This is a genomic window from Lentzea sp. NPDC058436, assembly GCF_042721515.1.
In the GTDB taxonomy this organism is placed as follows: domain Bacteria; phylum Actinomycetota; class Actinomycetes; order Mycobacteriales; family Pseudonocardiaceae; genus Lentzea.
Map to the genome: position 1 here is coordinate 519,698 of NZ_JBHXLF010000003.1, position 12,699 is coordinate 532,396.

Consider the following 12,699-nt stretch of genomic DNA (forward strand, 5'->3'; position numbering starts at 1 on the left):
TGATGCTTACGTGCAAGGGATTACGTCCGGATCCGCGCCCGCCTTGGGCACCCACCGGATGTTCGCGAACGAGGCCTGGAACGCGCCGTCGGTGTAGACGAGGAACGGCGTGTTGACGCTCTCCAGGTCCAGTCCCTTGTCGGAGAAGCAGGAGACGGGCACCTTGACCGTCGCCTTCTGCCCGACCGGGAGGTTGCGGAACGCCTGCGTGGCATCGATCTCGGCCATGCACGGGTACTGGCAGTGCGCGCTGATGACCGTGCGGTTGGCCGGGGCCTGGTGCACGATCACGTCGAACTGGATGGCCGCGTTGGCGTTGCCGTAGCCGCGGAGGTCGCTGACCGCCGGGCTCTGCAGGTACACCTGGGCGGGGCCGGTTCCGGTCCACGTGGTCTTGAGCGCGTCCTGCTGGACGTTGACGTCGGACTGCACGACGTTGATCTCGGCGTGCGAGGCCTGGCCGTCGGGGCCGATCACGGTGCCGCCCCAGTTCTCCGCCGACCCGATCATGCTCTGGTAGGGAGCGATGTCGGTGCGGTTGAAGACCTCCAGGTCGTCGGTCGCGGTGCCACCGCCACCACCGGAGCACAGGGCGCCGGGGCTGGTCTCGTCGAGCTTGCCGACGCGGCCGGTCTCCCAGTCGCGCAGGCCGTAGCCGAGCTTGAACAGCGGCTTCTTCGCGGCCTCACCGGGCAGCGCCGGGCAGGCCTCGCCGGGCCACGAGTAGGACAGCTTGCCGCTGAACCCGTTGTGGCGTCCCCTGATCAGCAGGTCGGCGATGCCGCCGCCCTCGGAGCCGGGCAGCCAGGCCGCCACGAACGCGTCGGAGCGGTTGATCTCCTTGTTCATGTACAGCGCGCGGCCGCCGACGTAGACGGTGATGACCGGCTTGCCCTTGCCGGACACCTTGTCCAGCACGGCGATGTCCTGCGGCTGCAGGCGAGCGGACTCGAACGAGCGCTTGCCGAGGTCGCCGACGCCCTCCGCGTACGGCGTCTCACCGATGACGGCGATGACGGCGTCGAACTGGCTCGGGTCCACGCCCTCCGCGGTCTCCGCGAACGTGACGTTCGAGGTGCCGAGCGTGTCCTGGATGCCCTTGAGGATGCTGGTGGCGTTGGGGAAGTCGGCGTTGGTGTTGCCGGTGCCCTGCCAGGACAGCGTCCAGCCACCGGTCTGGTTGCCGATGTTGTCGGCGCTCTTGCCGACCACGAGGACCTTGCTGCGCTTGGACAGCGGCAGCACGCGCTTCTCGTTCTTCAGCAGCACGGCGGACTCGCGCACGGCCTCACGCGCCAGTTCCTTGTGCTGCAACGCCTTCGCCTCACCGGCGTGCTCGCGCAGCGACGGCTTCTTGGCCTCGAACACACCGGCGCGCAGCTTCACGCGCAGGATGCGGGTGACCGCGTCGTCGATGCGCGCGATCGGGATCTCACCGGCGTTGACCTGGGCGATCGTGTTGGTGATGAGCGCCTTCCAGTCGTTCGGCACCATGAGGATGTCCAGGCCGGCGTTGATCGCCGCGGCACAGCTGCCGTTCGTGCAACCGGGAACCTGGCCGTGGCCGTTCCAGTCGCCGACGAGCAGGCCGTCGAAGCCCATCTTCTCCTTGAGGATGCCGGTCTGCACGTACTTGGAACCGTGCACCTTGCCCTCGTTGATGACGTCGTTCGTCCAGCTGTTGAACGAGATCATCACCGACTGCGCACCCGCGGCGAGAGCACCGTAGTAGCCCTGGCCGTGGACGTTGATCATGTCCTTCTCGGACGAGGCGTTGACGCCCTGGTCCTTGCCGCCGGTCGTGCCGCCGTCACCGAGGAAGTGCTTGGCGGTGGCGATGACGCCGTCCTCGCCGATGCGCTTCTTCGCGTTGTCCTGCAAGCCCTTCACGGCCTCGTAGCCGTAGGCGCGCGTGATGCGCGGGTCCTCGGAGAAGCCCTCGTACGTGCGGCCCCACCGGTCGTCCTGCACGACGGCGAGCGTCGGCGCGAACGCCCAGTCCTGCCCGGTCGCGCGAATCTGCTCGGCCGTGGCCTCGTTGATGTCGCGGATGAGGCACGGGTCCTGCGTCGCGCCGAGACCGATGTTGTGCGGGAAGACCGTCGCACCGTAGACGTTGTTGTTGCCGTGCACCGCGTCGATGCCCCAGATGACGGGGATCTTGGTGCGCGACTGCTTCGAGGCCTCGAAGTACGTGTCGGCGAGCGCGAGCCACTCCTGCGGCGTCGCGTTCTTCTTGGCGCCGGGCCAGCTGCCGCCACCGTTGAGGACGGACCCGAACCCGTAGTTCGTGACGTCCGCGGCCGTGATCGCGGAGATCTCGGGCTGCGTCATCTGACCGACCTTCTCGGCCAGCGTCATGTCCTTGAGGATCGCCTTGATCCGAGCCTCGTCCTTGCGGTCACCCGTGAGCTGGCTCTCGACCTTCGGCCAGTCCTTGAGCTCCGGCAAGGACTTCTCGATGCGAGCGCAACCGTTCTGCGTCTTCGGCTGCCCGATGACCGTCTGCTTCGGCGGCTTCGGCGGCCAGTGCTGCGCGTCCTGCGCCACGGCCGCCGAGGTCGTGCCGGCGGCGAGCGTCAGCCCCAGCACTGCGGCGAGAGTGCTTCTCCATTGCATGCCGCAGATCCTCAACGGCGTGTTACGTCCACGTCAATGGGAACGCTCTCACGACTTTGTTCCGGAAACTTTCAGGACGAAAGTGGCATACCGGGCTTGTTCGGTCCTGTGCGGTTTTGGGGTGGTCCGGTTGGGTGAGTTCGCTTGGTGGGTCGGGTGGGGCTGACCCGTGTGGCGCAGGGGATTCGGTCGTCTGTGGTTCGCGCGCGGGGCATCGGTTGGTCGGCTTGCGTGAGCCGGTTCCGGTTCCAGCGGGGTGGTCGCCTTGTGTGCGTGTGGTCGCCTTGTGCGAGTGGTCGCGTGGGCATTGACGGGCCGGGTCGGGTCGTCGCCGCTGCGCGACGACAGCGATTGGGGCTTGACTTCGGGGCCCTTGCGAGGCGCTGGTCGGCCGGTAAAAGCCGGGCTGAAAAGCGCCCGGCCGAGTTGGGGAGGGTAGCGCCTCGCACCCAAAGTCAAGCCCCAATCGCCGTCGGGGTTGCTTCACCACCGCTTGCCCCCGCAGGCGAGGTGGGCACGCCTCGCCTTCGCCATTGCGTTGGGTGGCAGGTGCCTCGGCTTCGCCTATCGGCGCAGCATCCTGCTGTCGAAACCTGCTGCCACGAGCCGTTCGTAGGCTGCGGACACGTCGGACGGCACGTCCTGTTCCACCGCGAAGCCCTGCTTCGGGTACTCCACGACCCGCTGCAGGTCCCCGACGAGCATGTCGATGACGAGCTTCTCGTCGCCGATCGACCTGACGTAGTCCGCGAACTTCAGCGGCTCCGAGGCACAGGCGACTTCGGCCTCCGGCCAGAGCTTGCGGCACGTCGCGTAGGCGCGGCGCTCCATGTACGGCTTCGAGATGAGTAGCACCGAGCGCGGCTCATGACCGTTCGCTGCCAGCAGGGCACGCGACAGCGTCACGTTCTGCCCCGTGTTGCCCGCCCGCGGTTCCACCAGCACGGCGCTGTCGGGCACCCCGAGCGACAAGGCGTGCTCGCGGTAGTGCACCGCCTCCCCTCTCGGGAACCGGGTGGCCGTCGTCGGGCTGTTGCCACCGCTGAACACGAGCAGCGGGAACCATCCAGCGTGGTACAGCTCGGCGGCGCAGGTGGCCACGCCGAGGTCGTGGCTGCCCAGGCCGATGGCGACGTCGACATGACGCGGCTCGTGGCCCATCTGGTGGTAGTCCCAGATGGACTCCGCGTCGTGCCGCTGCTCGTCGCTGATCCTCTGGCTCACAGGTGATGCGCTCCTAGTTCACGTGCTCGAAGGCGCTGCGGATGGCCTCGATGCTGGCGAGCTGATGGGACATGCCGAACCTACGTGACGTCCCGGCGGCCTCGTCGAGCAGTTGGAGTCCACCTGCCGAGGTCGCGCGGTCAGAAAGCAGGACGTGGGCCTGCGCTGTCTGCAGACGGACGCGCTGCATCGGCGAGTCCGAGCGGTTCGCGAGTGCGATGTCGATGTAGCGGACCGCATCTCCGAGTTGCCCGGCGCCGCGGTGTGCCAAAGCCATCTTCTGGTGGGCGACCGACCAGTCGTCGGGCTCTTCGAGCTGTTCGAAGCGGCGGATCGCCTCGGCCATGACCGTGATCGCGTGTTCGTTCGCACCCTTCTTGCTCAGGGCTGTTCCCACCCACAGGAGGGCGCGAGTGCGGTCGCGGGGACTCAGCCGCGAGTCGTGGGCCAGCGCCTCGTACCTGCCCACGGCCAGTTCGAGCCGCCCGTTCATCTCCTCCACGACCGCGAGAGACAGCTCGATCTGCGCTGTCCTGCGCGGGATGCCCAGGTCGCGGAACAGCTGGTGCGCGCGGCGGTAGGTGTGCGATGCGGAGAGGGCTCCGTGCACGTCGCCCTGGTCCCGCTGGAGGTCGCCCAGCAACACCAGGGATCGGGCGTGCAGGTGCAGGCCGTGACTGTCGAGCTCCAGGGGTGAGAAGCGCCGCAGCCAGCGGTCGACCAGGCTGCTCGCGAACTTGAAGTCCTGCTGGGTCAGGCATGCCGCGGCACGGCCGAGATCGTCGGTCCAGGTCTCGTAGTCCCATTCCCTCGGTCCACCGCGGTAGTAGTCGCGCACCGGCGTCCCGCCGTCCTGTCGCAGCAGCAGCTCGAAGCGCTGCTTGGCCTCCGGGTCCGCGGTGGACAACGCGGTGTCCAGGATGGACTGCATGAACGGGCGCGGCGTCGTCCGAACGCCGAGCGACTCCCACTTGGTGACGGTGCGGATGCCAATGCCCAGGCGCTCCGCGAAGGCCCGCACGCTCAGCCGCAGAGCGCGGCGGAGCACGCCGGCCTCGCGGCCCGTCCAGTGAGCCAGTGACCCCATGTGGCGACCTCCTCCCGGCTTCACTGAAGCAGGTGCCCGCAGCACGCGCACCGAAAGTGCCACGGAAGGGCCACACCGGTTCATTCCTCGCGCATCCGTTCACGAACACTCTGTTCAGCAGACCGCAAGACCCGGCGAAAACCAGGAGAAGCCGATGTCCGCGACCACCTGTGCCCCGTCCGCAGTGGCGACCGAGGTGCGGCACCGGCTACGCCTCCAACTGACCTCCGAACACTCGATGACCGTGATCGAGGCCGACCGGATCATCACCGACACGATCAGCTTCCTCCTGGTGTGCGCCGCCGATCCGCACAGCCGGTTCCGGCCGAGCAGGCAGGTGGACCTCGGCTGGCACCAGTTCATCCTCAACACGCGCGACTACGCCGACTTCTGCGATCGAGTGGCAGGAAGGTTCATCCACCACGTGCCGGACGAGTTCGACGCGCCGGTCGGTCGCGCGACAGAGGACGTCCTGAGCCCTACCGTGAACGCGATCAAGGCTGCCGGGCTGCCGTTCCACGCCGACCTGTGGCTGGGCGACGATGGCCGCTGCTCGCAGTGCCACGCGGGCTGCACCGACTGCGGCCAGGGCGACGGGAACTGAGGAACGCTGATGAACGGCCGCTTCGAGTGGCATGAGTTGCCGGCTGACGTGCGCAGGGCCGTGCAGGACCGCGCAGGTCTCGTGCGGAACGCGGCAAACGCGTCCGTCGGCCGCAACTCCGCGTTCGCCGCCTCGCTGGACACCACCGACGGGCAGGTGTTCTGCAAAGGCGGCAGAACGGACAGTCCTCAAGCGGTCATGCACCGCAACGAGGCGGAGGTGAACCCGTTTCTCCCGGAGGAACTCGCTCCACGTCTGTTGTGGCAGGTCGAACGAGACGGCTGGCTGTTGCTCGGGTTCGAGCACGTTCCCGGGCGGTATGCCGACCTCTCCCCAGGTTCTCCCGATCTCCCGCTCGTCGCGAAAACCGTCGGGAAGATCAGCTCGATCACGCCACCGGTAGGACGACGAGTGATCGCCGATCACTGGCGTGCGGCACTCTCGAACGAGACGGCCGACGGGTGGGCCATCCGAGCGCCGCAGCACATGCGCGGTTCGACGCTGGTCCATTCCGATCTCAACCCGTTGAACGTCCTCGTCGCCGACACCGCTCGGGTCGTCGACTGGGCGTGGTGGCGCACTGGCGCCGCCTGGATCGATCCGGCGTTCATGGTCGTGCGCCTGGTCGCGGAAGGTCACGAACCCGCTCAGGCCGAGGAGTGGGCGGCGCAGTTCGACGGGTTCCGAAAGGCACCCGGTGAGGCGATCACCGCGTTCGCGGCCTCGCTGGTGTGCCTGTGGGAGCGGAAGTTCGCTGGCACACCTGCCACCGAAGCGGCACGGAGGTGGTTCGAACACCGGAAAGCGAACGGCCCCCGACTCCCGTAGGAGCCAGGGGCCGTCGTTCGTACGTGCGTCAGCCTGCGAGCGCGCGCACCCGGCGCAGCACCTCATCGGTGCCCAGCGTGCGGGCAACGGCGTGCAGGTCCGGGCTCGCCTTGGAACCCGTCAAAGCGACCCGGATCAGCTGCGCCGCCTCGCGGATCGAACCGGGGTACGCGTCCGGGTTCTTCTTGAGCTCCTTGGGGTTCGGCGCGAACCCGTGCTTCGCCGCGAGCTCGCGGATCTGGCCGAACCACTCCTGGCCGTCTTCGAGGTCGGCGTAGCCGTCGGCGAAGTCCGCGGCGAACGCGGAGATCAGCTCGGGCGACAGGCCGCCGAGGCGCTCGTCGGTGCGGTCCGACACCAGCGGGAACAGCGACGGGAAGAAGAACCCGTAGGCGGTGCGGAAGTCCGACCACTTGCGGAGGTCCTTGCGCGGGTTCGCGACCTCGGGCCCGCGCTCGACCTGCAAGGCGGCCAGAGCGGCGTCGCGCTCATCCGAAAGCACCGTGACCAGCTCGGTGTCGTAGGTGGCTGCCCACTCCGACACGCGGGAGATGATCTCCTCGCCGGACAGGGTGGCCACGTAGTCGGCGCAGATGTCGTCGAGCTTCACCAGGTCGACCAGCGGGCCGGCGACGCCGCACTCGGCGAGCGAGATCGGCGACTCCAGGGCCTCGGCCAGCGGCAGCTCTGCCAGGCGGGCGTTCACCAGGCCGCGCAGGTAGTACTGGACGGCCTGGGCCGGGAAGCCCGCCTCGATGAAGAACTCGACGGAGGCCTCGGGGTCCTTGCGCTTCGAGAGCTTGCGGCGGGAGCCGCCCTGCTGCTTCATCAGCGGCGCGATGTGGGCGTACTCGACCCGCTCGAAGCCCAGGGCGTCGAACAGCTGCAGGTGCGTCGGGACGGAGGAGATCCACTCCTCGCCGCGGATCACCAGGTTCACGCGCATCAGGTGGTCGTCGACCGCGTGCGCGAAGTGGTACGTGGGCAGGCGCGGCGACTGGTCGGACGCCTTGAGGATCACCACGTCGTTGCGGTTGGCGTCGTGCTCCAGCGGACCGCGGATGGCGTCGACGAACGACGTGCGCTCCCCCGCCTTGCCCGGCGAGCGGAAGCGGACGACGTACGGGCGACCGGCCTCCAGCGCCTCGGCGACGTCCTCGGCGGTCTTGTCGCGCCAGATCGCCCAGCGGCCGTAGTAGCCGGTGGGGAGCTTGGTGGCCTGCTGGCGCGCGGTGATGTCCGCGAGCTCTTCCTTCGTCGCGAAGCACAGGTAGGCGTGGCCGGAGCGCACGAGCTCGCGCACGTACGTCAGGTAGATCTGCTCGCGCTGCGACTGGTGGTACGGGCCGTACGCGCCCACGGCGTCGGCCTCGTCGGGCTGGATGCCGAAGTACTCGAACGCCTGGTTGAACTGCGCGACGGCGCCCTCGACCTCACGGGCCTGGTCGGTGTCCTCGACGCGCACGATGTACGCGCCACCGGAGTGGGTCGCGACGTCGCGGTCGATCGAGCCGACGTACAGGCCGCCGATGTGCAGGAACCCGGTCGGCGACGGCCCCAGGCGGGTGACCTTCGCGCCTTCCGCCAACCCGCGGGGCGGGTACTGCTCCTCCCAGTGGGACGGCTCGGGCAGGTCCGAGGGGAACAGGGCGTCGACGACGGCACGGTCGAGCATCGCTAGGGGTCTCCAAACCAGGGAAAGAAGTACGCCCAGGTTATCAACGTGCGCGAGCCGAAATGCTGGCCCCTCGGTGATCGGCCTAAGCTGCTCGGCCATGGCCAAGTACCTCGACGTCCACCCGGTCAACCCGCAGAAGCGCGCCATCGACCAGGCCGTGCGGATCCTGCAGGAGGACGGCCTGATCGCATACCCGACCGACTCCTGCTACGCGCTCGGCTGCCGCCTCGGCAACAAGGACGGCATCGACAGAATTCGGGAGATCCGCAAGCTCGACGACAAGCACCACTTCACGCTGATGTGCGAGAACTTCGCGCAGCTCGGCCAGTTCGTGGTGGTGGACAACGCGGTGTTCCGCTCGATCAAGGCCTCCACGCCGGGCAACTACACGTTCATCCTGCCCGCGACGAAGGAGGTGCCGCGCCGCATGATGCACCCGAAGAAGAAGACGGTGGGCGCGCGCATCCCGGACCACGTCGTCACGCAGGCTCTGCTCGAAGCCATGGGCGAGCCGCTGCTCACGAGCACGCTGCTGCTCCCGGACGAGGCCGAGCCGCTGGTGCAGGGCTGGGAGATCAAGGAACGCCTCGACCACGTGGTGGACGCGGTGATCGACTCCGGGGAGTGCGGCACCACGCCCACCACGGTGGTGGACTTCTCCAGCGGCGAGGCCGAGATCATCCGCTACGGCGCGGGCGACCCCGAGCGGTTCGAATAACTAAGAGACGACCAGCGCGTAGTCGGCGTCGGTCGCCGCAGTCTCGACGTGACCGTCCACGTTGACCGAGGTGGCGATGACCTCGACCTTCCAGTCGCCCGCTGTGGGCTTCTCGACGAGGACGTTCTCCACGGTGTCGACGGTGTTCGCGCTGCCGCCGGACGTGGACCAGTTGCCGGCCAGCAGGCCGTTGTTGCCCCAGTAGACGGTGCCGTCGGGGGCGGTGACCTTCAGCGTCAGGTCGTTGACCGTGGCCTTGGCCGCGGTCGGCGAACCGGCAGGGTCGGTGTAGGCGAGCGTCGCGCGCAGCGGCGTCTGGCCGTCGGACGCGACCGTGTACGAACGCGACTGACCGGTCGTGAGCAGGTCGGTCTCGTTCACCAGCACCGGCAGCTTCCAGCCGGCCGCCTGCGCGCGGTCGTACAGGTTGCGGACGGACGCGGTGCCCCAGCCCTGGTGGGTGCGGGTCTGGTCGTGCGTGGTGCCGGAGAACGCGTGCTGGTTGGCGGTGTTGATGAGCAGCGCCTTCGCGGTCGCGGCGTGCGGGCGCGAGGCGAACACGTCACGGCCCTTGCCGGGGCCGCCGTCGAACACGCCGTCCGCCCACATCTGGAACATCAGACCGGCGTTGCCGCAGGTGATCGGCGTGGCGCCGGACGTGCCGCCGAACGACGTCGTGTACGCGGTGTCGTTGGTGGACGTCGTGGTGTCGATGCGGTCGTAGTAGTTCGAGATCTCGGGCTTGATGCGGCCGTCGGCGGCGGGGCCGATCGACGCTCCGCCGTTCCACTTGTCGTCGGCGCGGTCGAGGGTGTTGTAGTGGTAGTGGCCGCCGACCGAGAGCACGTTCTTCGCCCACGCCTGCGGACGTGAGCTCCTGCTGCCCGCGTTGCTCTGCGACTGGCAGATCAGGATGTCGTGGTCGAACACGATCCGGTCCATCTGCTGCGAGATGGAGTTGTACGACGTGGTGAGCGAGTCGCCCCAGCTGTTGCTCTGGAACACGGCCCGGTACTGGCCGGACGGGTCGACGAGCTGCTGGGTGTGCGCGTAGCGGTCGCCGGAGCCGTAGATCGCGAAGATGCCCTGCGCCTCGGGCAGCAGGCCGCGGTGCGCGGACGAGACGCCGGACGCGAAGATCTGCCCGTACGTCGACGTGCCGTGCGAGGTGCTCGACGAGTTGCCGGTGTGCATCAGCGGCGGGCGGGCGCGGAACTCCTGGTGCGTGGTGCGCAGGCCGCCGTCCATCACCTCGCCCCGCACGCCTTGGCCCTTGTAGCCGCCGACGCTCTCGATGTAGTTGGCGCCGGACGACTCCCGGGAGATCGCCATGTCGGTCTGCGGCGCCGACACCGGGTCGATCGCGATCACGGCGGGCAGCTTCGCGAGCTGCGCGGCCTGGCCCGCGTCGAGGGTGGCCATGATGTGCTCACGGCTCGCGGAGATCTCGTTCACCTTGCCGCCGAGGGACCTGATCTTCGCGGCGACGGTCCGCTGGTCGCGCTCGTCCTGCTCGACCAACGTGATCAGGTAGTTCGACGAGCCTCCCAGGGCCATGACCTGCGGCTGAGCCTGGAAGGGTTTCACCTCGCGCACGTAGTTCAGCTTCGAGACGCGCGCGGTGTCGGTCATGCGGGCGAGGTACGTGCCGTCCTGGACGAACGCGCCGAGCCGCACGCCGAGGCCTTCGAGCTGGTCGCGCTGGCCGTCGGACAGGGTGGTGCGGAACTGCAGCAGGTAGGCGCCCTCTGCGGGGGCCGCGACGGCGGGCACACCGCTGAGCAGCGTGAACACCGCGGCGACACTCAATATGGTGCGCAGCACTAAGAAAACCTCCATCGGCAGGGGTGGCGGCGACCGGAGGGAGTCACTGCCCGTGACCAGCACGTTACCGGTTTGGGCCTGGTCAGGACATCAGTCGTTCGGCGGTGATCATCTTGCGGGACGGTGTAGAAGAATCCCCTCGCCCGCCCACAGCCGCGTTCACCCGGATGGTGCATCCGGAGTAACGTCCGATCAGGTAAGCCCGACATGCCCGGCAAAGCATTTCCGCGCGGAGGACGGATGTCTGTCTCACCTGAGCAGCTGATGGAAGAGCTGCGCACCCTGTGTCGTGGGCGCGGTGTCCAGACTCCCGGTATCGACCTGCACGTCGGACCGGCGTTGCGCCAGGTGTGCGGCATCGTCGAGACGGACGGCGCGGAAGCGGTGCGCACGAAACTGCGCGACTGGGTCGCGAACGCGACGCGCGGATTCCCCGTCGAGGTCCGCCACGCCGTTCTGGCGCCGCTCGGACTGCACGACGAGGCTCAGTACCGGTTCCTCAACGAACGCATCGAGTGGCTCGCGCGGCAGCAGGACCGCGGCGCGCGCACCGTGCGCAGGAGGATGGACGCCGGACTGCAGCGCCTGGTGGAAGTGGCGCTGCAGCCGGCCCCCTCGACGACGCACGTGGCGCCGTCGGAACTGTGGCACGTCAAGGAGTTCGACGCGCTGCTGAAGCTGGACGGTCCGACGCCCGCGTGCACGGAACGCCGGACCGTGGTGGCCGACACCGACGGTGTCAACGAGATCGCGTGGTCGATCACGATCCCGTCACCCACGCCCGAAGGTGCTCCAGGTGACCTGGACGTGGAGGTGTTGCACGGGGTCGAGCTCATCGGCCACGAACGTCCGTCCCCTCGACGGTTCCTGATGAAGCTTCGGTTGCCCCGACCCCTCAACGCGGGACAAACGCACCAGTTCGCACTTGAGGTGCGCGTGCCGCGAGGACAGTCGATGCGTCCGACCTACGTGTTCTGGCCGGAGCGGATGTGCGAGTCGTTCCGGTTGCGCGTGCGGTTCGACCAGGACGACCTACCGGAATCGGTGTGGCGCGTCGAGGAAGCCCTCGCGCGCGACACCGATGACCTGACGCCTTGGCCGCAGACGCTGCCGCTGGACGAGATCGGTGAGATCGACGTGCAGTTCCCACACCCTCGTCAGGGCCGCGGCTACGGCGTGCAGTGGACGCCACGCGAGTAGCCGGAGACGTTCAGATCATCTCGATGCAGAAGTGCGGTTCCACGGCTGACACCTCCCTTTGATGGCCAGGGAGAACCGCAGTCCGAAATCGAGTCAGATCACCGTTGCGATGAACACGCTGCCGACCATGAATCCCACGAAAAGGCAGATCGTGGCAACTTTCACAACGGTGGCGAGTGAGCAGATCATTCTCATCGAGAAACTCACCTTCTCATTCTGACTGGCTTTCGGGCTGTTGTTCTCGCCGATGCACCAAGAGTGGCTTTTCGCCAGTCGAATGAGAACGGGTTTCCTGTTGCACACAGAATGAGGAAACCCTGAGGGCACTTTATTTCTGGGTCGTGCGGCGCAGCGCCATGACGAGCAGCGCGTGCGAACTGCCGGCGTGCGGGAGCATGCCCTGGCGGACCAGGTCGAGCGCGTGGCAGAAGGGCATGGTCCGCACGCGCAGGTCGGCCTCACCCGGCTCCAGCGCCGGCTCGCCCTGGGTGAGGTCGGTGGCCAGGAAGATGTGGTCGACGTGGTTGCTCAGGCTGTCCGCGCCGTGGATCTGGCCGAGCCGCTCCCACTTGCCCGCCCGCAGCCCCGTCTCCTCCGCGAGCTCACGACGTGCGGCTGCCAGCGGATCGGCGTCCGTCTCGTCGACGGCGCCACCGGGCAGGCGCCACTCCGTGCCGCCGTGCGTGTAGATCCACTGGCGGGTGAGGACGACCTCGTCGTCGTCCTGGATCGCGAGGACCGTGACGGACCCCGGCGCCACCACGTGGGTGTAGGTGCCGTGCCCGCCATCGGGTCTGACGACGCTGTCGGAGCGCACCTCGAACCAACGTGACCGGTGCACCACGTTGGTCGCCAAGCGCTGCCAGACCATCACCACACCAGCCGCCTCGTCGGAGCGCGTCATCACCATGACTCAC

10 protein-coding genes are annotated in these 12,699 nt (G+C 68.1%); 4 read left to right on the forward strand and 6 right to left on the reverse strand.

The genetic code is table 11. From position 1 onward, the window contains the following. Nucleotides 1–6 precede the first annotated feature (6 nt). The 3 genes from ACFWN2_RS16210 to ACFWN2_RS16220 form a co-directional block, all read right to left on the reverse strand. A complete protein-coding gene (locus ACFWN2_RS16210; protein WP_382428248.1) occupies nt 7–2,619 on the reverse strand; it encodes an exo 1,3/1,4-beta-D-glucan glucohydrolase in 2,613 nt (870 codons plus the stop codon). A gap of 564 nt (nt 2,620–3,183) precedes the next feature. Continuing rightward, nucleotides 3,184–3,843, reverse strand: coding sequence for a YdcF family protein (locus ACFWN2_RS16215; protein WP_382428250.1), 660 nt, complete (start codon nt 3,841–3,843; stop codon nt 3,184–3,186). Between the two features lie 13 nt (nt 3,844–3,856). Further along, the gene (locus ACFWN2_RS16220; protein ID WP_382428252.1) at nt 3,857–4,930 is read right to left on the reverse strand and encodes a hypothetical protein; all 1,074 of its coding nucleotides are present in this window, start codon (nt 4,928–4,930) and stop codon (nt 3,857–3,859) included. Between the two features lie 154 nt (nt 4,931–5,084). Here ACFWN2_RS16220 and ACFWN2_RS16225 point away from each other — a divergent pair, with 154 nt between their 5' ends. Continuing rightward, nucleotides 5,085–5,534 carry a glycine-rich domain-containing protein gene (locus ACFWN2_RS16225; protein WP_382428254.1) on the forward strand — a complete coding sequence of 150 codons (450 nt, stop codon included), beginning with the start codon at nt 5,085–5,087 and terminating at the stop codon, nt 5,532–5,534. Nucleotides 5,535–5,543: 9 nt separating this feature from the next. Then, on the forward strand, nt 5,544–6,362 hold the full coding sequence (locus tag ACFWN2_RS16230; RefSeq protein WP_382428256.1) for a hypothetical protein: 819 nt from the start codon (nt 5,544–5,546) through the stop codon (nt 6,360–6,362). A 28-nt stretch (nt 6,363–6,390) separates the two neighbouring features. On the opposite strand, the gene ACFWN2_RS16235 is transcribed toward ACFWN2_RS16230, so the two are convergent. After that, complete coding sequence (locus tag ACFWN2_RS16235) at nt 6,391–8,037, reverse strand: glutamate--tRNA ligase (protein WP_382428258.1); 1,647 nt, start codon at nt 8,035–8,037, stop codon at nt 6,391–6,393. Nucleotides 8,038–8,137: 100 nt separating this feature from the next. On the opposite strand from ACFWN2_RS16235, the gene ACFWN2_RS16240 reads away from it, so the two are divergent. Beyond that, nucleotides 8,138–8,758 (forward strand): L-threonylcarbamoyladenylate synthase, encoded by a 621-nt coding sequence (locus ACFWN2_RS16240; protein ID WP_382428260.1) that lies wholly within the window; start codon nt 8,138–8,140, stop codon nt 8,756–8,758. Here ACFWN2_RS16240 and ACFWN2_RS16245 read toward each other — a convergent pair whose 3' ends face one another. Continuing rightward, nucleotides 8,759–10,582, reverse strand: a complete 1,824-nt coding sequence (locus ACFWN2_RS16245; RefSeq protein ID WP_382428261.1) for a S8 family serine peptidase — start codon at nt 10,580–10,582, stop codon at nt 8,759–8,761. It abuts the gene before it with no gap. 240 nt (nt 10,583–10,822) lie between these two features. Between ACFWN2_RS16245 and ACFWN2_RS16250 the strand changes: the two genes are divergently transcribed. After that, complete coding sequence (locus ACFWN2_RS16250) at nt 10,823–11,782, forward strand: hypothetical protein (protein ID WP_382428262.1); 960 nt, start codon at nt 10,823–10,825, stop codon at nt 11,780–11,782. 328 nt (nt 11,783–12,110) lie between these two features. Here ACFWN2_RS16250 and ACFWN2_RS16255 read toward each other — a convergent pair whose 3' ends face one another. Next, nucleotides 12,111–12,692, reverse strand: a complete 582-nt coding sequence (locus tag ACFWN2_RS16255) for an NUDIX domain-containing protein (RefSeq protein WP_382428263.1) — start codon at nt 12,690–12,692, stop codon at nt 12,111–12,113. Nucleotides 12,693–12,699 lie beyond the last annotated feature (7 nt).